At 65.3% G+C, this 24,573-nt stretch carries 27 protein-coding genes; 14 read left to right on the top strand and 13 right to left on the bottom strand.

Annotated elements, in window-relative coordinates; all coding sequences use genetic code 11:
• Nucleotide 1: 1 nt before the first annotated feature.
• The 4 genes from E3T50_RS05230 to E3T50_RS05215 all read left to right on the top strand — a co-directional run bounded on the left by E3T50_RS05230 (nt 2) and on the right by E3T50_RS05215 (nt 3,065).
• Nucleotides 2–280: an exodeoxyribonuclease VII small subunit gene (locus tag E3T50_RS05230; RefSeq protein ID WP_134550888.1), complete on the top strand. Its 279-nt coding sequence runs from the start codon at nt 2–4 to the stop codon at nt 278–280.
• Nucleotides 277–930 carry a DUF4245 domain-containing protein gene (locus E3T50_RS05225; protein WP_166783965.1) on the top strand — a complete coding sequence of 218 codons (654 nt, stop codon included), beginning with the start codon at nt 277–279 and terminating at the stop codon, nt 928–930. The genes E3T50_RS05230 and E3T50_RS05225 overlap by 4 nt, the downstream gene beginning before the upstream one ends.
• The gene (locus E3T50_RS05220) at nt 927–1,577 is read left to right on the top strand and encodes a carbonic anhydrase (protein ID WP_277612659.1); all 651 of its coding nucleotides are present in this window, start codon (nt 927–929) and stop codon (nt 1,575–1,577) included. The genes E3T50_RS05225 and E3T50_RS05220 overlap by 4 nt, the downstream gene beginning before the upstream one ends.
• 72 nt (nt 1,578–1,649) lie before the next feature.
• Nucleotides 1,650–3,065 (top strand): class II fumarate hydratase, encoded by a 1,416-nt coding sequence (locus E3T50_RS05215; RefSeq protein WP_255454264.1) that lies wholly within the window; start codon nt 1,650–1,652, stop codon nt 3,063–3,065.
• A 229-nt stretch (nt 3,066–3,294) separates the two neighbouring features.
• Here E3T50_RS05215 and E3T50_RS05210 read toward each other — a convergent pair whose 3' ends face one another.
• From E3T50_RS05210 to E3T50_RS05200, 3 genes are all read right to left on the bottom strand, one after another.
• Complete coding sequence (locus tag E3T50_RS05210; RefSeq protein WP_420898714.1) at nt 3,295–4,644, bottom strand: PhoH family protein; 1,350 nt, start codon at nt 4,642–4,644, stop codon at nt 3,295–3,297.
• Nucleotides 4,645–4,881: 237 nt separating this feature from the next.
• Nucleotides 4,882–6,003 carry an aminotransferase class V-fold PLP-dependent enzyme gene (locus E3T50_RS05205; protein ID WP_134550885.1) on the bottom strand — a complete coding sequence of 374 codons (1,122 nt, stop codon included), beginning with the start codon at nt 6,001–6,003 and terminating at the stop codon, nt 4,882–4,884.
• A 71-nt stretch (nt 6,004–6,074) separates the two neighbouring features.
• The gene (locus E3T50_RS05200) at nt 6,075–6,860 is read right to left on the bottom strand and encodes an isoprenyl transferase (protein WP_134464180.1); all 786 of its coding nucleotides are present in this window, start codon (nt 6,858–6,860) and stop codon (nt 6,075–6,077) included.
• Nucleotides 6,861–6,929: 69 nt separating this feature from the next.
• On the opposite strand from E3T50_RS05200, the gene trhA reads away from it, so the two are divergent.
• A complete protein-coding gene (gene trhA / locus E3T50_RS05195; protein ID WP_134464182.1) occupies nt 6,930–7,631 on the top strand; it encodes a PAQR family membrane homeostasis protein TrhA in 702 nt (233 codons plus the stop codon).
• Nucleotides 7,632–7,643: 12 nt separating this feature from the next.
• Here trhA and E3T50_RS05190 read toward each other — a convergent pair whose 3' ends face one another.
• Together E3T50_RS05190 and mca are read right to left on the bottom strand one after the other, a co-directional pair.
• Nucleotides 7,644–7,916 carry a hypothetical protein gene (locus E3T50_RS05190; RefSeq protein WP_134550884.1) on the bottom strand — a complete coding sequence of 91 codons (273 nt, stop codon included), beginning with the start codon at nt 7,914–7,916 and terminating at the stop codon, nt 7,644–7,646.
• Entirely contained in the window at nt 7,913–8,779 is an 867-nt protein-coding gene (gene mca, locus E3T50_RS05185) for a mycothiol conjugate amidase Mca (protein ID WP_241990771.1), read from the bottom strand. The genes E3T50_RS05190 and mca overlap by 4 nt, the downstream gene beginning before the upstream one ends.
• A gap of 238 nt (nt 8,780–9,017) precedes the next feature.
• Between mca and E3T50_RS05180 the strand changes: the two genes are divergently transcribed.
• Nucleotides 9,018–9,350 (top strand): DUF4307 domain-containing protein, encoded by a 333-nt coding sequence (locus E3T50_RS05180; RefSeq protein WP_134550883.1) that lies wholly within the window; start codon nt 9,018–9,020, stop codon nt 9,348–9,350.
• A 98-nt stretch (nt 9,351–9,448) separates the two neighbouring features.
• Nucleotides 9,449–9,940: a transcription elongation factor GreA gene (greA, locus tag E3T50_RS05175; protein WP_134464188.1), complete on the top strand. Its 492-nt coding sequence runs from the start codon at nt 9,449–9,451 to the stop codon at nt 9,938–9,940.
• Between the two features lie 31 nt (nt 9,941–9,971).
• Here the strand turns inward: greA and ilvA are convergent, their stop codons facing one another.
• Nucleotides 9,972–11,207 (bottom strand): threonine ammonia-lyase, encoded by a 1,236-nt coding sequence (gene ilvA / locus E3T50_RS05170; RefSeq protein WP_134550882.1) that lies wholly within the window; start codon nt 11,205–11,207, stop codon nt 9,972–9,974.
• Between the two features lie 3 nt (nt 11,208–11,210).
• Complete coding sequence (locus E3T50_RS05165) at nt 11,211–12,623, bottom strand: AI-2E family transporter (RefSeq protein WP_241990770.1); 1,413 nt, start codon at nt 12,621–12,623, stop codon at nt 11,211–11,213.
• 209 nt (nt 12,624–12,832) lie between these two features.
• Here E3T50_RS05165 and E3T50_RS05160 point away from each other — a divergent pair, with 209 nt between their 5' ends.
• From E3T50_RS05160 to E3T50_RS05145, 4 genes are all read left to right on the top strand, one after another.
• Entirely contained in the window at nt 12,833–14,038 is a 1,206-nt protein-coding gene (locus E3T50_RS05160; protein WP_134550881.1) for a winged helix-turn-helix domain-containing protein, read from the top strand.
• 143 nt (nt 14,039–14,181) lie between these two features.
• A complete protein-coding gene (locus E3T50_RS05155) occupies nt 14,182–14,775 on the top strand; it encodes a sulfite oxidase-like oxidoreductase (RefSeq protein WP_134550880.1) in 594 nt (197 codons plus the stop codon).
• Between the two features lie 17 nt (nt 14,776–14,792).
• Complete coding sequence (locus E3T50_RS05150; protein ID WP_241978517.1) at nt 14,793–15,482, top strand: ferredoxin reductase; 690 nt, start codon at nt 14,793–14,795, stop codon at nt 15,480–15,482.
• Nucleotides 15,482–15,739, top strand: coding sequence for a DUF6510 family protein (locus tag E3T50_RS05145; protein ID WP_134550879.1), 258 nt, complete (start codon nt 15,482–15,484; stop codon nt 15,737–15,739). The genes E3T50_RS05150 and E3T50_RS05145 overlap by 1 nt, the downstream gene beginning before the upstream one ends.
• A 56-nt stretch (nt 15,740–15,795) precedes the next feature.
• Here the strand turns inward: E3T50_RS05145 and E3T50_RS05140 are convergent, their stop codons facing one another.
• From E3T50_RS05140 to E3T50_RS05120, 5 genes are all read right to left on the bottom strand, one after another.
• Entirely contained in the window at nt 15,796–16,680 is an 885-nt protein-coding gene (locus tag E3T50_RS05140) for a M48 family metalloprotease (RefSeq protein WP_134550878.1), read from the bottom strand.
• 12 nt (nt 16,681–16,692) lie between these two features.
• On the bottom strand, nt 16,693–17,259 hold the full coding sequence (locus tag E3T50_RS05135) for a LemA family protein (RefSeq protein WP_134464202.1): 567 nt from the start codon (nt 17,257–17,259) through the stop codon (nt 16,693–16,695).
• A 185-nt stretch (nt 17,260–17,444) separates the two neighbouring features.
• Nucleotides 17,445–18,029: an SOUL family heme-binding protein gene (locus E3T50_RS05130; protein WP_134550877.1), complete on the bottom strand. Its 585-nt coding sequence runs from the start codon at nt 18,027–18,029 to the stop codon at nt 17,445–17,447.
• A 63-nt stretch (nt 18,030–18,092) separates the two neighbouring features.
• A complete protein-coding gene (locus E3T50_RS05125) occupies nt 18,093–18,497 on the bottom strand; it encodes a bleomycin resistance protein (RefSeq protein ID WP_198417952.1) in 405 nt (134 codons plus the stop codon).
• 40 nt (nt 18,498–18,537) lie between these two features.
• Nucleotides 18,538–19,029 (bottom strand): GNAT family N-acetyltransferase, encoded by a 492-nt coding sequence (locus tag E3T50_RS05120; RefSeq protein WP_134550875.1) that lies wholly within the window; start codon nt 19,027–19,029, stop codon nt 18,538–18,540.
• A gap of 123 nt (nt 19,030–19,152) precedes the next feature.
• Between E3T50_RS05120 and E3T50_RS05115 the strand changes: the two genes are divergently transcribed.
• Both E3T50_RS05115 and E3T50_RS05110 read left to right on the top strand, forming a co-directional pair.
• The gene (locus E3T50_RS05115; RefSeq protein WP_134550874.1) at nt 19,153–19,905 is read left to right on the top strand and encodes an ABC transporter ATP-binding protein; all 753 of its coding nucleotides are present in this window, start codon (nt 19,153–19,155) and stop codon (nt 19,903–19,905) included.
• Complete coding sequence (locus E3T50_RS05110) at nt 19,902–20,636, top strand: ABC transporter permease (protein ID WP_134550873.1); 735 nt, start codon at nt 19,902–19,904, stop codon at nt 20,634–20,636. Before E3T50_RS05115 ends, E3T50_RS05110 begins: the two co-directional genes overlap by 4 nt.
• Here the strand turns inward: E3T50_RS05110 and E3T50_RS05105 are convergent.
• Nucleotides 20,633–22,081: a glycoside hydrolase family 1 protein gene (locus E3T50_RS05105; protein WP_134550872.1), complete on the bottom strand. Its 1,449-nt coding sequence runs from the start codon at nt 22,079–22,081 to the stop codon at nt 20,633–20,635. The genes E3T50_RS05110 and E3T50_RS05105 overlap by 4 nt on opposite strands.
• 187 nt (nt 22,082–22,268) lie before the next feature.
• On the opposite strand from E3T50_RS05105, the gene E3T50_RS05100 reads away from it, so the two are divergent.
• Complete coding sequence (locus tag E3T50_RS05100; RefSeq protein WP_134550871.1) at nt 22,269–24,566, top strand: hypothetical protein; 2,298 nt, start codon at nt 22,269–22,271, stop codon at nt 24,564–24,566.
• Nucleotides 24,567–24,573: the final 7 nt, after the last annotated feature.

Below are 24,573 nucleotides of genomic sequence, written 5' to 3'. Positions count from 1 at the left end.
AATGGATGTCATGACCTCGCCTGCCCCCGCCATCAATGATCTCAGCTACGAACAGGCCCGCGATGACCTTATTCGCGTCGTGAACGAGCTCGAGCAGGGTTCGAGCACCCTGGAGCAGTCGCTCGCGCTGTGGGAACGAGGCGAAGCCCTCGCTCGCCGCTGCGAAGAATGGCTGATCGGCGCCAAGGCCCGACTCGATGCCGCCCGCCTGGCTGCCACGGCGCCCGCCGCCGACACAACCACCGTCGACACAGACACCGACGGCACGCCCAGCAGATGAGCCGCGCCCCGAAGCCGCCGCGCGTCGTCGCTGAACTGGGCCGGCCGGAGACTCCCCAGGAGACCGCCGACCGGCTCGCCGAGAATTCGCGCAAGTACCGGTCGCACAAGACCGTCAACAATCTCGTGCTCTCGCTGCTCGTGACGGTGGGCGCCGTGCTCGTGCTCGTACTTCTGGTGCCGCGCAACGACAATCCGGTCATTCGCGACGTCGACTATGCGAGCATCGCCGCCCAGGTGCAGCCGGTCGTTGATCACACCCTTGCTAGCCCCGAGCTGCCGGGCGGCTGGAGCGCCAACGACGCCGAGTGGCGGGCCGGCAGCAACGGTCAGGTACCGTCCTGGTACATCGGGTTGCTCACGCCCGGCAATCAGTACATCGGCTTCAACCAGGCCTTCGACGCCAACCCCACCTGGCTCGCCCAGAAACTGCCCGATGTGCCCGTCGTTGACACCGTCAGCATCGCCGGCGTGACCTGGGACGTGTACCGCAACAGCGCGGCGGCCGCCGATCGGGGCAATTTCGACTATGCCCTCGTGACGACCGCCGGCGCGAGCACCTACGTGCTCATCGGTACGGCACCCACCGGCGACTTCGAAATCCTCGCTACAGCGCTGGCCGCCAACGTGGCCCAGAACGCCGCCGAATGAACCGGGCATCGACGGCGATCCCGTCTCCAGCCGAGGCCTGGGAAGAAATGCGTGAGGGCAACGGACGCTTCGTCGCCGGCACCCCGCGCCACCGCCAGGACGTCGATCGGCGGGCCGAGCTCGTCGGCCAGCAGACTCCGCACGCCGCCCTGTTCGGTTGCAGCGACTCCCGCCTCGCAGCCGAGATCATCTTCGACCAGGGCCTGGGTGATCTGTTCGTCGTGCGCAACGCTGGACAGGTCATCTCGGAATCCGTGCTCGGCTCGCTCGAATATGCCGTCGCCGTGCTGCACGTGCCGCTGATCCTCGTGCTCGCCCACGACGAGTGCGGCGCGGTGCGCGCCGCCATCGACTCTCAAGCAGAGGATGCCCCGGCCCTGCCAACCCACATCACGCACCTTATCGAGAAGATCGTTCCGGCGGTGCGTCGAGTGAGCGGGCCGGCGGTATCCGCTTTCGTGGACCCAGCGCTGGTCGATGCCGGCCACGTCGGCCGGGAACATCTCAAAGACACGGTCACCGAGATGCTCAAACGGTCCGAGGTGATCAGCTCGGCCGTCGCAGAAGGTACATTGGCTATCGTCGGCGCGAACTACGTTCTTCGCGAAGGGCACGCCGACCCCAATATCGTGGTGGGCGTCATTTAGACCCGCCAGGAATGATCGCGCAGCCGTTGCGCACAGCACGACTCTCCTACAGCACCGAAAGGGATGCACATAGTGGTGGACACCTCCGCAAACGCCGGCTACCGGATCGAACACGACACGATGGGTGAGGTCCGGGTACCGACGGACGCATTGTACGGTGCCCAGACGCAGCGAGCCGTGGAGAACTTCCCGATCTCAGGCTCCACCCTCGAGTCCGCGCAGATCGCGGCCCTGGCCCGCATCAAGAAGTCGGCAGCCCTCGCCAACGCCCAGCTCGGCGTGCTCGATGCGGACATCGCCGATGCGATCGCCGCGGCCGCCGACGAGGTCATCACCGGCCAGTACGACAGCGAGTTTCCGATCGATGTCTACCAGACCGGCAGCGGCACCTCCTCGAACATGAACATGAACGAGGTTCTCGCGACCCTCGCGACCCGCGCCCTCGGCCGCCCGGTGCACCCGAACGACCACGTCAACGCGAGCCAGTCCTCGAATGATGTGTTCCCCACGTCGGTGCACATCGCCGTCACAAGCGCCCTGATCGACGAGCTCATCCCCTCGCTCGACCACCTCGCCGTCTCGTTTGAGGCCAAGGCGGAACTGTGGAAAGAGGCCGTCAAGGCCGGCCGCACCCACTTGATGGATGCCACCCCGGTCACCCTCGGACAGGAGTTCGGCGGCTACGCCCGGCAGATGCGCCTGGGCATCGAGCGCATTCGCACGGCGCTTCCCCGCATCGCCGAGGTTCCGCTCGGCGGCACCGCGGTCGGTACCGGCATCAACACCCCGTCTGGCTTTCCGCAGCTCGTCATCGAACTTCTCGTTACCGAGACCGAACTGCCGATCACCGAAGCGCGCGACCACTTCGAAGCCCAGGCCAACCGCGACGGCCTCGTCGACGCCTCCGGATCACTGCGCACCATCGCCGTCTCGCTGACCAAGATCTGCAACGACCTGCGCTGGATGGGCTCCGGCCCCAACACCGGGCTCGGCGAGATCAGCATCCCCGACCTGCAGCCCGGCTCGTCGATCATGCCCGGCAAGGTCAACCCGGTCATTCCGGAGGCCGTGCTCATGGTTTGCTCGCGCGTCATCGGCAACGATGCCACCATCGCCTGGTCGGGTGCCTCGGGCTCGTTCGAGCTCAACGTCAGTATCCCGGTCATGGGAACCGCCCTGCTCGAGTCGATCCGCCTGCTGTCCAACGCGACCCGCGTACTCGCCGACAAGACCGTCGACGGCCTCGTCGCCAACCTCGAGCACGCTCGTGCGCTGGCTGAGAAGTCGCCATCGATCGTCACCCCGCTCAATCGCGTCATCGGCTACGAAGCCGCCGCCAAGGTTGCCAAGAAGGCCGTCGCCGAGGGCCTCACCGTGCGTGAATCCGTCATCGCGCTCGGCCACGTCGAACGCGGCGACCTCACGCTCGCCGAACTCGACACGGCCCTCGACGTGCTGAGCATGACGCGTCCCCCGCAGAAGAAATAGTCAACACCACCACCCATTCGGCTCCACGACAAAGGCGCCAATAACCGGATGCGCGATGGTCGCGATCCAGCTGCGGCGGCAGGTTATCTGCGGGGTGTCGAGTGTCGGCGATTATCAGGGTAGCTCCGAGTGTTTTTCTCGGAGCTACCCTGGGCATCGTCGATGTTTGAGCTGAGGAGCAGGTGACCTGTCGCCGGGGCGACCCACCAGCATCCGCTCGACAGCTCAGCTACATAACCTCGTTCCCCTCCAACATCTCCGTCACGAGCGCTGCGATCGCGCTGCGCTCCGAACGGGTCAGTGTCATGTGCGCGAACAGCGGATGCCCCTTCAACGTTTCGATCACGCTGGCGACGCCGTCGAAGCGGCCGACCCGCAGATTATCGCGCTGGGCGACATCGTGGGTGAGCACCACGCGCGAGTTCTGACCGATGCGACTCAGCACGGTCAGCAGCACGTTGCGTTCCAGCGACTGCGCCTCGTCGACGATCACGAAGGCGTCATGCAGGGACCGGCCGCGAATGTGAGTGAGCGGAAGCACTTCGAGGATGCCGCGCTCCATCACCTCCTCGACCACATTTTCCGACACGATCGCGCCGAGCGTGTCGAACACCGCCTGCGCCCACGGCCCCATTTTCTCGCCCTGGTCACCGGGCAGGAAGCCGAGGTCCTGGCCGCCGACCGCGTAGAGCGGACGGAAGACCATGATCTTGCGATACTGCTGGCGTTCCAGCACGGCTTCCAGGCCCGCGCAGAGGGCCAGCGCCGACTTACCGGTTCCAGCCCGCCCGCCGAGCGAGAGAATACCGATCTCAGGGTCGAGGAGCAGGTCAATGGCCAGGCGTTGCTCGGCCGAGCGACCGTGCAGTCCAAAGACGTCACGGTCCCCGCGCACGAGCTTGAGCGTTCCACGGCTGGTCACCCGGCCGAGGGCCGACCCGCGGTCGGAGTGAATGACGAGGCCCGTGTTGATCGGCATGTCCTGCACCGTGCGGGAGTCCAGCGTTTCTTTGTCATAGAGCACGCTCATCTGCTCAGCGCTGAGGGTAATCTCGTCCATGCCCGTCCAGCCGGAATCAACGGCGAGCTCGTGCCGGTATTCATCGGCAGCGAGGCCGAGCGATGCGGCCTTCACCCGCAGCGGCAGATCCTTGGAGACGACGGTCACGGTCATGCCATCGTTGGCCAGATTGAGAGCAACGGCGAGGATGCGCGAGTCGTTGTCGCCCAGTTGCAGGCCCGATGGCAGCACCGACATGTTGGAGTGGTTGAGCTCCACACGCAGACTACCGCCCTCGCCGACCGGAATCGGAAAGTCGAGGCGCTCATGCTTGAGCCGCAGCTCGTCAAGATTGCGCAGCGCCTGCCGGGCGAAATATCCGATCTCCGGGTCGTTGCGCTTGGACTCCAGTTCGCTGATCACCACCACGGGCAACACGACGGCATGCTCGGCAAAGCGAAAGATTGCCTTCGGATCTGACAGAAGCACCGAGGTGTCCAACACGAAGGTGCGCTCGGTTTGCGAAGTGGATGTCTCCACCCGGTCAGTCGCGCTGGCGTCGGTTCGTTTAGCGGTCACAGCCACTCCCACCCTGCGTCACGAGGACGCGGATCACATCGGCGAGCTGGCCATGAAGCGATTCTCGAGCCGTACTTATATGGCCGTCTCGATCAGGTGTCGTACCTGATGACTGTGACGCTACGACGTACGGGAACAAAAAGAAACCCGACACGCCCACCAAAATCTGACGTTCACCTTACGTTGACGCCGGCTCCGGGTTCCGAGCCGAAGGCGCAGCCGGACGCATCGCCGGGTCTAGTAGGTCGCGGCCAGCGTGTAGGCGGTGAGGGCAGCCCTCAGCATGGTCACCGTGTCGGGGTCGAGAACAGCGTGGACGCAGAGCCGCACCGTTCCGCCGCGCGTCGTCGCGGTGAGACCGTGGTTATGCAGGCTCGCCACGAGGGTGGTCAGCAGTTCCGCCGGCGGCTCGAGCACAACGATTCCGGCCCGCTCCCTGGCATCGCGGGGTGAGACGATCTCGATGACGAATTCGTCGACGAGTTCGATGATGCGGGAGACGTTGTCATTCATGGCGGCCTGAATGACGTCGACGCCGACATCAGCGGTCTGCTCCAGGGCTGCGGCGAACCGGGCCTGGGCTATGGAGTCGCCATTGGTGACCCGAAAGGCGCGGGCGCCGTGGCTGGGCGCGGTGACCTCGTCCCACGGGTCGTCGGTGTCAGTGCCGACATAGCCGGAGCACACCGGCACGAGGCGTTCCAGTGCACGCTCGCTCAGGGCGAGAAAACCAGTGCCCCAGCCGGCCCTTGTCCATTTCTGACCACCGGAGGCGACGACATCCGCTGCCTCATAGGCGGCATCGACGACGCCGAATCCCTGGATGGCGTCGACGATGAGCAGGCGATCGCCGATGACCTGACGGATACCGTCGAGGTCGGTGCGGTACCCGGTGCGGGAATCGACCAGGCAGACGGCGACGGCAGCGACGGCCGGGGTGAGCTGGTCACGGATCTCGCCGGGGGTGACGCGGCCTCGCACGGTCTCCAACCAGAGCGGGGTGACCGCGTGCAGGGCCTCAGCGGCCCGCACCGCCGCGAATGGCACGCTCGGAAAGTCTCCAGCGGACAGCAGCACGGAACCGGTCAAACCGAACATGGCCTGCATGAGGCCCGAACTGGTGTTGGGCTGGAGCACAATCTGATCGGCCGCGAATCCGGTGAGTTCGGATACCGCGGTGCGGGCTCGCAGATCTTGTTCGTCCAAATGGTCGAGGCTGCCGTGCCGGGCGCGGGAAAGCACCTCGGTCTGACCGAGGCTCTCGGCCATGACGGCCGCGGAGAGCGGGCCTACCCGGCCGAAGTCGAGATAGCCGGGCTCGTCACGAAAGCCGTCGGCAAAGGTCTGGAGTGAATTCATGCGCGGGTCCAATCGGTTGTCAAACACAAACTCCCCCTGCCACCCCACCCAGTCTCACTCCACGAACGGGTCTAGCTTCCGTAGCGACGCTGCCGGCGGGAAAAGTCACGCAGGGCGCGCAGAAAATCGATCTGTCGCAGGTCAGGCCCGAGGGCTTCGACAAAGTAGAACTCACTGTGCGCGCTCTGCCACAACATGAAGTCGCTCAGCCGCTGCTCGCCCGAGGTGCGAATAACCAGGTCGGGGTCTGGCTGGCCGCCGGTGTACAGGTGCTGGCCGATCAGTTCGGGCGTGAGGGTCTCTGCGAGGTCCTCCAGCGAACCGCCGTGCGCGTGGTGGGTAGCGACAATGCTGCGCATCGCGTCGGTGATCTCGGTGCGCCCGCCGTAGCCGACGGCGAGATTGATGTGCAGTCCCGTATGGGCGCTGGTGCGGGCATCCGCTGCATCGAGCGCTGCCACGAGCGGCAGGGGCAGGCCGGCCTTCGACCCCACTTGCTGCACCCGCCAGTCACGATAGTGCGACAATTCTTCGGCAAGATCGGCGATGATCTCGATCAGATCGGCGAGTTCATCACTCGGGCGTTGGGTGAGGTTGTCGGAGGAAAGCAGGTAGAGGGTGACCACCGAAATTCCGAGATCGTCACACCATTCCAAAAATTCTCGCATCTTGGCGGCGCCGGCGCGGTGACCGTGGGCCGCGGTCTGAAACCCCAGCTGCCGGGCCCAGCGCCGGTTGCCATCGATGATCATGGCAACGTGCCGGGGCAGGTGCGCCGGTGTGAGTCCGCGCCTCAGGCGGCGCTGATACAGCCTGTAAAGGAGGCCGCGCGCTAAGGGGACTTGGGGTTTCTGCACACAATTACGCTAGTCCACTCCGACGAGCGTTCGGGGCAGACTGGGTGCGCCCTGTCGTATCCTTGCAGCATGGCCGCCGAGCATTCCAGTCCCAATTTGCCACTGATCGAGGCGGCAGACGCCCATCCGGAGGACGTCAAGCCGACCTGGCGCGGCTGGATCCACGCCGGCACTTTTCCCGTGACGATCGCGGCCGGCCTCGTGCTGCTCGTGCTCGCCGAAGGGCCGGCTGCCAAGATCAGCTCGGCGGTGTTCGTGCTCAGCTCGATGCTGTTGTTTGGTAATTCGGCGCTGTACCACCGCTTCAACTGGCAGCCGCGCACCCGCATCATTCTCAAGCGCATCGATCACGCCAACATCTTCTTGCTGATCGCCGGGTCATACACGCCGATCACCGTGCTCGCTCTGCCACCGGATAAATCCACGCTGCTGCTCTGGCTGGTCTGGGGCGGAGCCGGGCTCGGGATTCTCTTTCGCGTCTTCTGGATTCACGCCCCACGCTGGCTCTATGTGCCGCTCTACCTGCTCCTCGGCTACGGCGCGCTTTTGTTTATCGTGGACTTTTTCCAAGCCAACGCCGCCATGATGACACTGATTCTGGTTGGCGGGCTCTGCTACACGGTCGGTGCGGTGGTCTACGGGCTGAAGAAGCCCAACCCGATTCCAGGCGTGTTTGGCTTTCACGAGATCTTCCACACCCTCACGGTTGTGGCGTTCCTGTGTCATTTCGCGGCGATTCTGCTGATCGCCACGCATCCGCTCTACCCGTAACGGAGAGCGCGCTTATTCGGGCTTGTCACCCGGCGTGCGGGGTGCGTTCGGGTCGTTGTCCCGCTCCGCTAGTTCGGCGTCGAGCCGCGCTTTGATTTCGGCTCGGTAGGTGGTGCGACGGATGCGACGAACCACGTCGAGGCACAGCAGCACGGTCGCCGCCGCCACAAAGAAGATAGCCACGAAGCCGACGACACCCGGCGTGACGGTGTTCGGGTCGAAGTTGGGGTCCGGCGTCGCGGCCAGCACGACGGTGATCAACGCGTCGCTAATGAGCGCCGTCATTCGTCGTCCTGGATTCCGGCAAAGAGATCGGATTCGGGCATAGCGGTGTCTACTTTCGATTCAACGAGTTGGAAATCTTCATACGGCCAAGCCTCGCGCACCAGATCATTGGGCCAGAAAAAGAAGCTGCTGTCGGGAGCAACCTGGCTCGCGTGCGAGCGCAGGGCCGCATCGCGCACCTCGAGAAATGCGCCGGCCGGAACATGGGTGGTAGCGAGCTGAGGATAGTTCTCCATGCGCTCCCGCGCCGCCTCGAGGGGTTCGAGAAGCGGAGAATCCGGCTCTGCCACGCTGAGGGCGAGGTACATCGCGTCGATGCGCTCCAGATTGAAGATCCGGTCGTAGTAGAGCTTGTCGATCTGCCACGGAACACCGGAGTTCGGGTACCGATCCGGGTCCGCGGCCGCGCGGAAAGCTTCCAGAGAGACTTCGTGGCAGCGGATGTGGTCGGGGTGCGGGTAGCCGCCGTTTTCGTCGTAGGTGATCAAAACCTGCGGACGAAACTGGCGCACCATGGTGACGAGCGGTTCGGCTGAATATTCCAGCGGAATATCAGCGAAGGAGTTCGGCGGCACCGTGTTGTCGTCGTCCATGCCGGAATCTTCGAATCCGAGCCAGCGGTGTTGCACTCCCAGGGCCTGTTGTGCGGCCTGCATCTCGAGGCGCCGCAGGCCCGAAATATCGCGTTCGGCCATTGCGTGGCCGACGACAGCGGGATTGAGAATACTGCCGCGCTCGCCACCGGTGCAACTCACGATGAGCACCTCAGCCCCGAGGCTGCGGTAGTAGGCGTACGTTGCCGCGCCCTTGCTCGATTCGTCGTCGGGATGGGCATGCACGGCCATCAGTCGCAGCGTCACCATACTCCTCAGGAATGCCGGATAACCTTAGGCCAGATAACCTAGTTACTAGCCTAATCGCTCCGTCGAAAGTGTGAAATCGCCAGTGCCCCTCAACAGCACGCCCACCGGAGTTCAACCGAGCCGTGAGCCCTACCGCCTCGACGAATCTGAAGTCGCGGCTGTGCCGGCAACGCGCGAAAGTGTCTCCATCCAATCGAGGTACGGGCGCACGCCCACCCGAAAACGGCGCGACCGGCGAATGCTGTGGGGGCTGGGCGGTATTTTCGTGTTGGTGCTGGGAGCGTGGGTACTGTGGACCGGGCTGGACGGAGCATCCACTCAGATCGAGGCTCGCGATATCGGTCACACGATCATCGATGAACACAGCGTGAGCGTCACGTTCGAGGTGTCCCTCCCGGTGAACCGCACGGCGAGTTGCGCGGTGCAGGCCCTCAACGAGAGCTATTCCGTCGTCGGCTGGAAGATCATCGATCTGCCGCCATCCACGCTCTACAACCGGTCGTTCACAGAGATTCTGCGCACCACCGACCTCAGCAACACCGGTTTGATTTACCAGTGCTGGCTGACCTAAACTGACGTATTCGTCTCGGCAATCGTCGGGGCGTCGACGATATCCGCGCGGCCTCAACGGGTCTTTCTGCGCTCGGGCGTTATAAAAGGAGATCACTCGTGACAACCGACACAACGGTCACCTGGCTAACTCAGGAGGCCCATGACCGCCTCGCAGCGGAATTGGCGACACTGAGTAATTTCGGCCGGGGCGACATCGCGAAGAAGATCGAATCCGCGCGCGAAGAAGGCGACCTCAAGGAGAACGCCGGCTATCACGCGGCGAAAGAGGAGCAAGGCAAGATGGAGGCGCGCATCCGCACCCTCACCGTGCTGCTGCGCACTGCCGAAGTCGGCCACGCTCCCGAAAGCAACGGCATCGTCGTTCCCGGCACCGTCATCACCGCCACGATCGCCGGTGACGAGAGTCGCTTTCTTATCGGCAGCCGCGAGATCGGCGCCAACAGCGACCTCGACGTGTTCAGCGAGCAGAGCCCGCTCGGTGCGGCGATCATCGGACTCAGGGTCGGCGCGAAGACGAGCTACACCACGCCCAACGGCAAGGAAATAAGCGTGCACGTCTCCAACGTGGAAACCTTCACCGGAGCCTGACCCCGACGGCATCGGCCCTGTCCGTCGGCGGCTAGTCGATCTGGGGGTCGTAGCCGGCGGCCCGCAGGGTGTCGACGACATGCTGACGGTGCTCCGGCCCCCGAGTCTCGACGCTGACGTCGAGTTCGACCTCGCTGATCCGCAGGCCGGCGCCGTGCCGGGTGTGCAGCACCTCGATGACGTTCGCGGTCGCCTCGGCGAGCAGTTCGGAGATGCGGGCCAACTGGCCAGGGCGGTCCGGCAGCATGATGCGCAGGGTGAGGTACCGTCCCGACGCCGCAAGGCCGTGGCTGATCACGCGCTGCATGAGCAGCGGGTCGATGTTGCCGCCCGAGAGGATGGCCACTGTCGGCCCGGTTGGGGTGATTTTGCCAGCCAGGATGGCGGCGACGGCCACGGCGCCGGCCGGTTCGACCACGAGTTTGGCGCGTTCCAGCAACACGAGCAACGCGCGGGCGGTGTCGTCTTCAGTGACGGTGACGATCTCGTCGACGGCGTCGCGCACGATCTCAAAGTTCAGCAGCCCCGGCTTGGCGACCGCGATGCCATCGGCGATGGTCGGCAGAATACTGATCATCACGGCCTCCCCCGCTTCGAGGGAGGGCGGATAGGCGGCCGCGTTCTCTGCCTGTACCCCGATGACTCTGATGCGGCGGCCGTCGCGGGCTGCGCGCTGCTTGAGCGCACTGGCAACACCGGAGATGAGCCCACCGCCGCCGATGGGCACGATGACCGTTTCAAGTTCGGGAACCTGGTCGAGAATTTCAAGACCCAGCGTGCCCTGCCCGGTGACGACATCCACGTGGTCAAAGGGCGGAATGAGGATCGCCCCGGTCTCCCGGGCATATTCGGCTGCGGCCAGCAACGGTTCGGTCACGGTCGTGCCACGCAGAATGACCTCGGCACCGTAGTCGCGCGTCGCCGACAGCTTGGGCAGCGCAACCCCGACCGGCATGAAGATGGTCGCTTTGATGCCCAGCTCGCGCGCGGCGAACGCCACGCCCTGAGCGTGGTTGCCAGCCGAGGCCGCAACGACGCCGCGGGATTTCTCCTCCTCGGTCAACTTCGACAGCCGATTGTAGGCCCCACGAATCTTGTATGAGCCGGTGCGTTGCAGGTTTTCGCACTTGAGGTAGACCGGTGCCCCCAAGACGTCGGCCAGGTACCGCGAGCTCTCCATCGGGGTCACATCCGCGACCTCGGCGACAACCGCGCGCGCGGCCTCGAATTCAGCGAGGGTGGGTGCGAGAAGGATAGTCTCTGGCATGTCTTAGTTCTCCGAATTGTCGTGCGGGACGCCGGGGGCGCTGGAATCTGAGGGCGTGCTGCGGGCGGATCCGTCACGGGTGGTACGGATGCTCCGCGGCCGTACCACCCGTGCCGTGCGGGCCAGCGCAGCGACGGAGCGGTAGCCCGGTCGGCTTTGCGGCACGGTCTGCCACAGCACCGAACCACTCGTCGGCATCACCGCCGGTGGACTCGAGCGCCAGGTGCCGCCAGCGATGTAGGTGATCATCGCGTTCAACACGGCGGCCACCGGCACGGCGAACAGGGCGCCGGGAATTCCGGCGAGCAGGGCTCCGGATGCGACCACGAGCACGACGGCCAGCGGATGCACCTTGACGGCTGTTCCCATGATGAGCGGCTGGAGAACGTGTCCTTCGACCTGCTGCACGAGCAGAACGACGCCAAGCATGGCAAGGGCAACGGCCCAGTTGTTGAAGATCAGGGCGATGATAACGGCAACGGAACCGGTGGCCACAGCACCGATAATGGGAACGAACGAGCCCAGAAACACCAAAATGCCGATCGGTATCGCCATCGGCACCCCGAGCAGGGCTGCACCGACACCAATGCCGACCGCGTCGATGGAGGCGACCAGAATCTGCACTCGAGCGAAGTTGCCGAGCGTGGTCCAGCCGGCGATGCCGGCACCGTCGACGGCGGCGCGGGCGCGCAGCGGGAAGAACCGCACGATCCACGCCCAGATCGCTTTGCCGTCGATGAGGATGAACAGCAGGCTGAACAGGGCGAGCAGCAGCCCGGTGAGTAGGTGTCCGAGGGTGGTTCCCACCGAGAGGGCACCGCTGATGAACACGGCGCTGTCATTCTGGATCGCGGTCCAGCCCTGCTGCAGATAGTTGGTGATCTCGGTATCCGACAACTGCAGCGGAGATGCCGCGAGCACCGATTTGAGACTGTCAAAACTCGCGGTGAGGCGCTCGCTCAAACCGACGGTACCCTCGGCAATCTGCGTGGAGGCCAGCGTGACCAGCCCGGCGACGAGCACCAGTGTGCCCACCATGGCGACGGCGACGGCGAGCCCCTTCGGCCACCGATGCCGGACCAGAAAGGCCACGAAGGGAATCAGCAGGGCCGACACGAGGACGGCGACCAGCAGCGGAATGACGATGAGGCGCAGCTGGATGACCAGAAAAATCAAGATGGCGATGGCCGCGGCGATCACAATCAGCCGCCAGGACCAGGCTCCGGCCAAGCGGATGCCCGCCGGAAGATTCTCGTCCACACCGCCGGGGGCAGGCGTCGGCGCCACCGCCTCGACCGGCGCGGCACCGAGCTCGGATCCGGTCCGACCGGCGCGCTCGCGCGCTCGAATCGTCACGCCTCGGCGACGCAGCCGCAACAGCGCACGCGTGCCTGGATTGCCCGTGGATTCGCTCACCCTCTCAGTCTAGAACGGCCCGGCATACCACACAGGTCTTGCACGGGTTCGGCTCCCGTCCGACCCGGCCGTCGGCATCCGTCAGCGCTCGTCACTCGGGAGCCCATATGCGTTCCCGGGGTCGCTTCGATGGCCCGGGGGTTGCGGCAACAGTGGCGCGAGGCAGAAGAGAAGCGGGGCGTTTCACCGTCACCGCTAGGATCAGGGCAATGCCAGAGACAATCTCCCCCGCTTTGGCGCGCCGCATCGCCCTGGCCGCGCAGGGGTTCAGCTCGGGCACCGGCACGGCAATCGGCATCCGTCAGCTCACCGGCCTCGTGAACCGGATTGAACTGTTGCAGATCGACTCGGTGAACGTCTTCGAACGCAGCCACTACATGCCAGCATTCAGTCGGCTCGGCGCCTACGACAAGGCACAGCTCGACCGCTTGACCACCGGGCGCGAAGCCCGTTTCACAGAGTATTGGGCGCACGAGGCATCGTTTCTGCCGATCGAGGTCTGGCCGCTGTTCCACTGGCGGATGCAGCACTTCCGCGACCGCTCGGCCCAAAACACCGACGATTGGTCGCACGCCAACCGTCCGATGCTCGCTTGGCTTCTGGCCGAGCTTGCCGCCAACGGGCCGATGCCCGCGAGCGCGATCGAACACGACGCCAACAGACGCAGGGGGCCCTGGTGGGGCTGGTCCGAAGTGAAGACCGGGTTGGAGACGCTGTTCCGCTGGGGTGACGTGGTCAGCGCCGGACGCATCCGCTTCGAACGGGTCTACGCCCTGCCCGAACAGGTCTTCCCGCCCGAGCTGCTCGGGCAGGGTATTTCGAGTGCGGATGCCCACCGTGAGCTGGTCAGCCGAGCTGCCCGGGCCCACGGCATCGGCACGGCGAAAGACTTCGCCGATTACTTTCGACTGAAGACGACACCGGCCCTGGTGGCGATCCGGGATCTCGAAGAGGCCGGCGACCTCATCCCGGTCGAAGTGGCCGGCTGGGAAACGAGGGGCACTCCGGGAGCTGCCTGGCTGCACCGCGACGCGCGGCTGCCACGCAGCATAAACGCCCAGACGGTATTGTCACCGTTCGACCCTGTGGTCTGGGAACGGGCCCGCGCCCTGCGCCTGTTCAATTTTCATTACCGCATCGAGATCTACACGCCGGAGCTCAAGCGGGTGTTCGGCTACTACTCCTTGCCGATTCTGCTCGGTGACATGGTCGTCGGCCGGGTCGATCTCAAAAACGATCGGCAGGCCGGCGTGCTGCGGGTGCAGTCAGCCTGGGCCGAACCAACGGCGCCAACGGATGCCGCTGCTCGGCTCGCACTCGTGCTGCGGGAGGCTGCCGCCTGGCAGGGGCTCGACGACATCGTCGTGATGAAGCGCGGCAACCTCGCGGCGGGGCTCGCTGCGGAACTGGGCTAGGTCCGCTTCCGTCCACGTGGTGCCTGGCCGGATTCGTTTTCTGCCCCCCGATACCGTGCCGTCGACCAGCCCGGATCAGCCAGCGAAGCTGGCGACCGCTGGGCCCTCTCTGTTATTCTGGTCAGCAATCGAAGGAGCATCCTGTGGCAGTCATTTCTCGTGGCTTCACCGGCCGCGGTGGCGAAGCGAACCCTGAGCTTCCGCCCGGGCAGTACCTCACCGCGGACTTCCCGGTGCTATCGGCCGGGCCCACCCCCCACATCGCCACCGCGGACTGGCAGTTCAGCATTCGCACGGACGCAGACACCCTGCAGACGTGGAGCTGGGACGAATTGCACGCGTTGCCCATTGAAAATATCGATACCGACATCCACTGCGTCACGCGCTGGTCGAAGCTCGGGACGAGTTGGCGAGGCGTCTCCCTCGATACCCTGTTCGCGACCGTCGAGACGACCGATGCGTACGTGATGGCGCATTCCTACGGCGGCTACACGACAAACGTTCCGCTCGCCGACCTGCTGGGCGGCAAGGCCTGGATTGCGTTGGAGTTCGACGGTGTCAACCTCGATCCGGAGCATGGTGGTCCGGCGAGACTGCTCATCCCCCACCTGTATTTCTGGAAGAGCGCCAAGTGGATTCGCGGCCTCGAGATGCAGAGTACTGATGAACCCGGGTTCTGGGAGCAGAACGGCTACAACATGTATGGCGATCCCTGGCTCGAACAGCGCTATTGGTGAACTGGAAGGTGGGCGTCGTGGCCTCGACCCGACGGGAGACCGCGTCCGGGCGCAGCATCGTACTGGACGTTCCGGGCTGGGGCGGAAACATCGCCGGTCAGCACACCGACGTGCGGCTGACCGCCCCGAACGGTTACACCGCGGTGCGGTCGTATTCTGTCGCGTCGGCCGGTGTTGGTGACCGGATCGAGCTCGCGGTCGACCGCCTGCCCACCGGTGAGGTCTCGCCGTACCTGGTCGACACGCTCCGCGAGGGCGACGAGATCGAGCTGCGCGGCCCCCTGGGCGGCTGGTTCGTTTGGACGCCGCAACAGACCGAGAGCGTGCAACTGATCGGCGGCGGTTCGGGGATCGTGCCTCTGATGGCGATGATCCGCTCGCACGAGGCAGCCGGCAGTACGGCGCCGTTTCGCCTCCTCTACTCGGTACGCACGCCGCTGGACGCATTCTTCCGCGCGGAACTCGAATCCCCGTCTGCCCACCTCGAGGTGACCTGGATTTTCACCCGCCACGCTCCGAGCGGATGGTCTCGGCCCGCCGGACGTATCACCGCCGCAGACGTGGAGGCGCACGGTTTTCCGGCCGCGGTCTCACCGACGGTGTTCGTATGCGGGCCGACCGGATTCGTCGAGACCGTCGCCACCGCGCTCGTCGCCCTCGGACACGAACCGCAACGCGTCAAGACCGAACGGTTCGGAGGCGCGTAATGGGCGAGCACCTCGACGGGAACGCCCTCGCGGGCCCACTATCCGATCTGTTCACGTTCGACCCGACCACCGCATCCGCTCGTTGTGGCGGATGCGGGGACATCTCGGTTCTAGCGCGTGCGATGGTCTACGGCGAACCCGATACTTTCATCGTTCGCTGCGCGAACTGCGACGACGTGCTCATGACCATCGTGCAGGCACCCGACCGGTTCTGCATCGAACTGCGTGGCATGACCTGGCTGAAAATCCCCCGCTAGCGCCGTGCGCCAGACCGCACGTACTCACGCGGCGATGTTGACCGCTGCGAACCGGGTCAGAACTTACGGCCCATGGCCGTGAGACGCTCGATGCGCTCTTCGATCGGTGGGTGCGTCGCGAACAGCTTGCCCATGGCACCCTTCTTCAGCGGGTCGGAGATCCAGAGGTGCGCCATCGAGCTGTTCTGCTTCTGCATCGGGCGACCGTACTGGCCAAGTTTGGCCAGCGCCGAGGCGAGGGCGTCCGGGTGTCGCGTCGTCAACGCGCTCGTCGCATCCGCCAGGTATTCGCGCTGGCGGGAGATGGCGAGCTGCACCACAGTGGCGATGAGCGGAGCTACGATCATGGCGACGAGGCCGAACACCATGACGACGGGGTTGCCGTTGCTGTTGTTGTTGCGGCCGAAGAACGCCATGCGCAGGAACATATCGGAGATGAACCCAATCGCCACGACGAGTCCGAACACGACCATCGACACTCGAATGTCGTAGTTGCGCACATGGCCGATCTCGTGGGCCATGACGCCCTCAAGCTCGGAATCGTCCATGATGTCGAGTAGTCCGGTGGTGGCGGCGACGATCGCGTGTTTCGGGTCGCGGCCGGTGGCGAACGCGTTCGGTGCCGGGTCGTTGATGATATAGACCTCGGGCATCGGAGTGCCGGTCGTGATCGACAGGTTCTCGACGATACGCCACAGCCTGGGATGATCGGACTGGCTGTTGACCCTGATGCCGCCGCTCATGGAGATGGCCTGGCGACCCGCCGCGTAGTACTGAATGATGACGTACAGGGCGGTGATGACGACCGTGGCGATGAGAATGCCGTAGCCGCCCCGGCCGTAGACAGCATTGGCCAGCCAGCCGAGCCCTGCGATGATCACGAAGAAGAGGATCATAATAAAAACAGTGTTGCGTTTGTTTTTAGCTATCGCGCTGTACATCGACGCGCTCCCTTAGAACTGCACGCGGGGCGGCTCCGCGATCGCTGCGGAATCGGCCACCTCGAAGAATTCACGCTCGGTGAACCCGAGGTTTACGGCGAACAGGTGGTTGGGGAATACCTTGATCTTGGTGTTCATTTCGCGCACGCCACCGTTGTAGAACCGGCGAGCGGCCTGGATCTTGTCCTCCGTGTCGACGATGGCGCCCTGCAATTGCAGGTAGTTCTGGCTGGCTTGCAACTGCGGGTACGCCTCGGCCACGGCGAAGATGCTCTTCAGCGCGGTCTGCATGTGGTTTTCTGCAGCGGATGCGTCGGCCGGGCCTTGCGCCGACAGCGTCTCAGCCCGAGCACGGGTCACGTTCTCAAACACGCTCTTCTCGTGCGCTGCGTAGCCCTTGACCGTTTCGATCAGGTTGGGCAGCAGGTCGGCACGACGCTTGAGCATCACGGTGATGTCGCTCCACGCTTCGTCGACGCGCACGTTGAGCGTTACGAGAGAGTTGTAGGTCGACCACAGGTAGATACCCACGATGGCGACCAGTACGACAACGATCAAAACCGGGATGAGCCATTCCATGGCAGCGTCTCCTTGCAAATTGGCACGATGTGTACGTTGACACGGAGACATGAACTGGACCAGAACGACCCCCGTGCGTACCTTTTCATACTAACTGCGACCCCGAAGGCCCCCACCCGCTTCTCATCACACTCCAAGCAAGCTCAAGGCGCACAGGGATCCCGCGGCGGCAGGGCAAGCGCTGATCAGCCGGGCTCTTCGAGATCGAACAGTACCTCGTTGCGGCGCAGAAACCACGGCTTGATCGGCGGATCGAATCGTGCGAATCTCGGTGACCCCAAAGTGCTCAACCCGGCGGCGGCGAGCGCCCCGCGCAACTGGTCAAGATGTTGTTCATAACGAGTCTGACTCCAGCGCCCGCTGAAGCGGAGTACACCGGCCAGGCTTGCAGGTACCGTGCGCAGGTGCACGGTGGGGTCCGTGGGTTGCGGCGCCGTTTCGGCCGTCAGGCCTTCGGGGAGCACGAAAGCGACCCGGAATCGTTCACCGGCTGCGGCGCCAGACCCATCTTCCACGCCCTGCTGTAGCACTGGCGCGGTCATCGCGATCTTTTCTGCGGCATCCGTTTGCACAACCGGCGCCGTCATGGCGACTTTCTCGCGTGATCGGTTGGCTCCGGTGATGTACGCGAACAAATATCGGAAGGCCCGATTACCAGCGTCTTCGAACGGGCCCTCGATGATAACCTCGGCCACCAGATGCGCTGGGTATCGGCGCAATTCGAAATCGTCGTAACTCTTGACGACGTGGTAGGGCTGCTGCTCGGTCATGCACCGAAGCTAGTGCAGGTGGCTGGGTGCCCGCTCCCAGCTGTGGCCGAACCGCTCGGCAGACTATCGGGATGACGGGCGTCGGCCCACCGAGGCCTGGAAACGGATCAGGTATCCATCCGGGTCCTGCACGAGAAATTGAGCGACGCCAGACTCGACATCGCCCGTTCGGTACCATTTCGTCTCTGGCTCCATGAAGAGCGGCCAGCTGGCCCCACGCAAGGCACGCACCAGCGGATCGATCGATGCCACGGAGATCTGGAAGTTGATACCACGGCCGAAGGGAAGCTCCAGCGCCCCCGGAAGCCAGTTGCGGCCCGCGCCCCGCTGCTCGATCATCACATGGGCCGAGCCTCGCGCGATGTAGGCAAACCCGTCGTCGGAGCGGTCGTACTGCACCTCGAAACCACCGAGGCTGCACCAGAACTCCAAACTCTTTTCGAGCGATGTGACCAGAAGCTCGGGCACGAGACCAGGTTCCGGAAAGCTGTGCGAGGGAGTCATGAGTTCAGCGCAATTCTTTGCGAAACCAGTGATTTGCGTACGGGTCGGTGTTGTGCGCTTCACCCTCGATGAAACCGAGCGAGGCATAGAGGCTGCGCGCCTCGATGAGGTCGCTTCGCGTGTCCAACCGCAGTGCCGTGAGCCCCAGCGCGCGCGATTCACTTTCCAGATTCTGCAAGAGGAGCCGGCCCACGCCCTGACCGCGGGCAGCTGGTTCGACAAAGACCCTGGTCACCTCACCGATATCGCCGGGGCGAATCCGCATTCCGGCACAGCCGAGCACGGCGCTCCCCTGGCGGGCCAGCAACAGCAACCCGTTCGGCGCAACGAGGTCATTGATCGGGTAACCAGCCTGGGCCGCCAGAATCTCCTGGCGCAACGCGGGTCGCCCGTGATAGCGACTCACGATGTCCTCGTAGTAGCGAAGCGACACCTTCTCCGCTTCAGCGGATGCCGACACTGCCGCAGACACAAGGATCGGCAGCGCAAGTGTCATAGCCTCCACCCTAGTTGGGGATCAGTTTTGATCGCCTAGATCGCCGCGCACGAGCGTTCGCGTGGCAGCAAAATCACCCATTGTCGACTTGACAAGGCGGGCACCGCGGCGAAGAGTTCGGTCATGGTGAACAAGTCCGCCCCCGCGGTCGACGCGACCGATCTGCATGTGCGGCGCGGCAAGCATCCCGTCCTGCACGGGTTGTCGGTGAGCATTCCCCGCGGAGTCGTGGTGGGGCTGCTCGGTCCGAGCGGATGCGGTAAAACCACGCTCCTGAGAACGATCGTCGGCGTGCAGGTGGTGCAGTCCGGCACCGTGATGGTGCTCGGCCGGGAGGCCGGATCGGAATCGCTGCGCCACCGGGTGGGTTATGTGACGCAGGATGCCAGCGTGTACGACGACCTCACCGTGCGGCAGAACCTACAGTATTTTCGTGCCGTGCTGGGTGCCCCGCGCAGCGACGTCGATCGGGTACTGGCGCTTACGGACCTCACGAGTCAGGCTGGTCAGGTAGTGGGGTCGCTGTCCGGCGGACAGCGCAGCCGGGTGTCGCTGGCTGGTGCTCTGCTCGGCTCCCCCGACCTGCTCGTGCTCGACGAACCGACCGTAGGCCTCGACCCGCTGTTGCGGGTCGAGCTGTGGACCTTGTTTCATCAGCTCGCCGTCTCGGGAACGAGCCTGCTCGTCTCCAGCCACGTGATGGATGAAGCCAGCCGCTGCGACCGCCTCCTGCTCATGCGGGACGGTGAGATTCTGGCCGATGACACCCCCGCCGGGTTGTTGGCTTCAACCGGAGCCAGCGATACCGAGGGGGCGTTTCTGGCGCTGATTGCGCGGCATCCGGTCAGGGACGCGACCAACGGAAGCGCCTCGTGAACCCGCAACGCACTCTCGCGACCGCCGGCCGGGTGCTCAGCCAGGTGCGGCACGACCCGCGCACGATCGTGCTGCTCCTCGTGGTGCCGAGCCTTTTGATCGGGCTGCTGGCCTGGATCTTCTCCGACACGCCCGCGTTCTCCACGATCGGGCCGGGCATGATCGCGCTCTTTCCGTTCATCGTGATGTTTCTCGTGACGAGCATCACGACCCTGCGTGAGCGTCGCACCGGCACGCTCGAGCGCCTGCTGTCGATGCCGCTCGGCAAGGGTGATCTCATTCTCGGTTACACGCTCGCGTTCGGGCTGCTCGCGGTGGCGCAATCGGCTGTCGCTGTGGGGTTCGCGGTGTGGCTGTGCGGGCTTACGATCAGCGGATCGATCTGGCTGTTACTCGCCGTCGCCGTCGCCGACGCCGTGCTCGGCACGACGCTCGGGCTGCTCGCGAGCGCGTTCGCCCGCACGGAGTTTCAGGTCGTGCAGTTCATGCCGGCCCTGGTGTTTCCGCAGATTCTGCTCGGTGGCATTTTTCTGCCGCGCGAACAGCTGCCCGATGTACTGCGCGCGGTCAGTGATTGGCTGCCGTTGTCGCACGCAATCGACGCGTTGCAGGCGGTCGCGACAGACTCGCAGGACGCCGCTTATGTCGGCGGGGAGCTGCTCATCATTGGAGCGTGGATTGTGGGAGCCGTCGTGCTGGGGTCGGTGACTCTACGCCGGCGCACGCCTTAGCGGTTTGCCAGGGCGTGCTGCAGCCAGCGATAGCTCTGCTTGGGGGTGCGGGTGCGGCGGTCGTCGCTGAAGTCGACGTGCACGAGGCCGGTCGGCTGGGTGTAGCCGGCGTTCCACTCGAAGGCATCGAGCAGGGACCAGAAGGTGACGCCGCGCAGATCGATTGACCCAGCAGCATCGAGGGCGGCCACGAGGTGTTCGGCGAGGTAGTCGATGCGGGCGGGATCGTGCACCGAATTGCGGGCATCCGCGTGGTCGAGGAATGCGCCGCCGGCCAGCGACAGGTATACCGGCGGCAGGGCCGGGTAGCGTTCGGCCAGTTCGGCGAGCGCCACAGCGACGTACTCGGGGGCGTTGACGGCCCCGGTCGAGGTGGTGGGGTGTTCCCGAAAGTGCTCGAGGTGGAACGGCCAGGACGTGATCGGGATCGGCTGGCCGTCGGGGCCGGTGAGAGTGGCGGGGTCGGCGGCGACGCGGGCGGGCTCGGTGTAGCTCACGCCGTAGAAGTCGAGCGGCTGGTGGATTGTGCGCAGATCGTCGGGATCGGCCTCGAGCAGGGTGCGTAATTCGAGCGCGAACGGTTCGAGCGGGTCGGGGTAGTGGCCGAGCAGCACCGGGTCGGCGAACAGGCGGTTCGTCAGCAGGTCGTAGAGTGCCGCGTAGGAGCGGTCCTGATCACGGTCAGTGGCGGGCTCTACCGGGGTGTGGGAGTTGACAAGGCCGATGCGGCCGCGCACGTCGGCGGCGCGCAGGGCCTGCACGCCGAGTCCATGCGCGAGCAGTTGGTGGTGTCCAGCGGGCAACGCGTCGAACAGCAGGGTGCGGCCGGGCGCGTGCGTGCCGAGCGCGTACCCATTCGCGGTGACCGTGGCCGGTTCGGCGAGAGTGACCCAGGCGTCGATGCGGTCGCCGAACGCCTCCCCCACGGCGTGGGCGTAGTCGGCGAAGCGGCCGGCAGTGTCGCGGTTCAGCCAGCCGCCGCGCAGGGCCGCGGGCAGATCCCAGTGCGAGAGAGTGGCGGTCGAACGGATGCCGTCGGCCAGCAAAGCATCGAGCAAGCGATCGTAGAAGGCGAGTCCATTGCGGTTCAGCGCCCCGCGACCCTCCGACTGTAGTCGGGTCCAGCCGAGCGAGAAGTGGTAGGAATCAACGCCGAGGTCGCGCAGCAGGGCGGCATCCGCCGCGTAGTTCTTCACGTGGTCGGTCGAGACGGAAGCGTTCGACCCGTCGCGGATGCGCCCGGGCGCCTGACTGAAGGTGTCCCACACACTGTCACCGCGGCCACCATCGCGCGCAGCCCCCTCGATCTGAAAGGCGGAGGTGGCCACGGACACCTCGAACCCGGTCGGCAGACGATCGCCGAGCTCGCCGGCGCGGTGTTCCCAGTCCCGGGCTGCGACAGCGCGAGTCGAGGGTGATCCGTGAGTGCGGGGCGTGGGATTCATAACAGTAGGACTCTTTTCGGCGGGGGTGACGCGGGGCATCCGCTGCGCATCAAGGGTGGCACGTTTGCGGCCGCTCCACAGCAGCCCGGGAGGTGCCGAGAAGAATTCTTCTGGTTTGTTACTTTCTCGGTGTGTGGGAGGTTGACTTTACCGCCAGATAGCCCTGAACTAGGGTCAGGGGGTAGCTGTGTCCGAATCGGCTCGTGTCGCGGTCTGGGGCGCCCAGGCGCGCGCCCGACACGTCCGCAGCCGTGCAGCGGTCGCCGCTCTGCTGTTGAGCTGTGCGATTGCCCTCGCGGCACCCGTACTGTCCACGGCCAGGGCCGAAGAGGCCCCGGCGACTCCTGCGCCCCAATCAACGGTGGACTCGACGGTGGACTCGACGGTGGACTCGACGGTGGACTCGACCGCGCCGCCCACCGGCGAGCCCATCCCGAAGGCGACGACTTCGCCAGCCCCCAGTCCGCAGATCGACAACCCGGGCGACGCGCAATTCATCAGCAGTAATCGCACCACGGTAACGGGGTCAAAGGCTGCTGACCAGGAAATTCAATTGCTGTCGCCGCGGGGCGGTGACCCGTTGTGCATCGTCAATGACTCGTCGACCGCGTGGAGCTGCGCCAATGTCTACCTGCAGAACGGCCCCACGATCAAGCTGCGGGTGGTGGTGACCGGGGAAGCGACTCTGAGCGACGAGATTGCGGTCGCGGTCCTCGGCGCCCCCACGGTGCTCGGCGGCTTGACCGGGTCGGAATCCAACGGTTGGGTGCGCGGAACCGGGCATCCCCAGGCCATAGTGACGGCATTTCTGCCGAACGGTGAAAGTTGCTCCGGCACCGTGGACGGTTCCGGCACCTGGGCTTGCCTGTTCGAGGGCCTCCTCACGAACGGCAGCCGGGAAGTGACGGCAAACCAGATTTCTTCGTTCAGCAGCCCCTCATCGTCGAACTCCAGCACACCGGTCACGATCGTGTTCGACGTGACCGCACCGGGGGCGCCGGTCGTGACTACTCCGAGTGGTAGCGCGCAGGTTTCCGTTGCCGGTGCTCAGTACACCGGCACCGGGGAAACCGGCGCCACCGTGACGGTGTTCGCCGGCGCCTACTCGGTTTGCTCCGCCCCGGTGGTCGGCGGAACCTGGAGCTGCTCGGCTGGCGGAGTGGCCGCCGGATCGTATCCGGTGAGCGCCGTGCAGCAGGATGCCGCCGGTAATGTCAGCCCGGGCAGCACGCCCGTGTCGGTCAGCTACGTTTCCGACACCTCCCCGACTGCGACACCTTCTGAGTCCGCCCCTGTAACGCCATCGGGCACGGCGGCTCCGGGCGGAGCGGCCGCGCCGTCACCGGAGGGTTCGGCGGCCGTGCCCGGCGCGACGGCCACGCCGTCGCCGAGCCCGGAGCCAAGTACCGGCGCGCCCGCCCCGGAAGCTAAGGAGCCGAGAGCTGCGGGCCCGAAAGTGGCGGAGGGGACATCCGCTCTGCCCGGCCAGTGGGATGACCCGACCAGGTTTGCCGCGGCCATCGGCCCGAGCGGCAGCGGCTCGCCGTTTCCCTGGTTTCAAGCCGGCCTGCTCGCTCTCGGCGCGCTACTGCTGATCGCGGTGCCCTCGCGCATGCTCGCGGGCACCATTTCGCGCACGCGTGACGGCCGTCCACGCCGGGTGCTGCCGCTACTGGCGGGTCGCAACCGGGTGCGCGAAGAATTTGAGGTCGCACCGACGCTGCGGCTCAACAGGTGGGTGCGTGCCGGCGCGGCCCTGCTGGCTGCGGCAACATTCGTCATGCTGTCCGGGCCGATCGTGGACCAGCCGGCGTACCTGCGTCTGCTGGTCGCCGTAATCATCGGGCTCACGCTGGTCAACGCGGTGGCCAGCCTTGTCCCGTTGTGGTGGAGCTCGCGCGTGCTGCGCCTGCGCGGAACGGTGACGTTTCTACCGCGGTACCTGCTGCTCATCGCGGCCGCAGCGATCGCGTCCCGGGTGTTCGACGTGCATCCGGCCCTGTTGTTCGGGCTGCTCGGCAGTGTCACCCTGTCAGCCACAACGGATGCTGCGGGCCTGGCTGGCGCGCAGCCCACGAGTGCGCAGCGCGGCCAGCTCGCCGCGGTGCGGGTGGGGGCTCTCACGGTGCTGGCCGTTCTCGCCTGGTCGCTCGCGTCGCTGCTGCCCGGCGCGAATGATTTCGTCACCTCGCTCGCCGCGGAGACGGGCAATACGATCGTGCTCGCCGCCATCGGCTCGGCTGTCCTGATCATGGTGCCCATCGGCCACACCAGCGGGCACCGCATTCTGGCCTGGTCGCCGCTGGTGTGGACCGGCCTGACCGTTGTCGCCTACGGAATCTTGTTCGCGGCGCTTGCCCCGCTGGTCGAGCAAGTCCAGAGCGACGGCACCGGGACGGCGCTCTGGATCGTCGCCGCAACCTTCGCCGCGGTCTGCGCGAGCGCCTGGACCTGGCAGCGGTTCGTCGAACCGCTTCGGCGTTAGCACGCTG

Origin of the sequence: Cryobacterium gelidum, from assembly GCF_004403985.1 — a bacterium.
Taxonomy (GTDB): Bacteria; Actinomycetota; Actinomycetes; order Actinomycetales; family Microbacteriaceae; genus Cryobacterium; species Cryobacterium gelidum.
The sequence above is the reverse complement of the archived record's forward strand: the minus strand, read 5'-3'. Positions and strand labels throughout refer to the sequence as shown.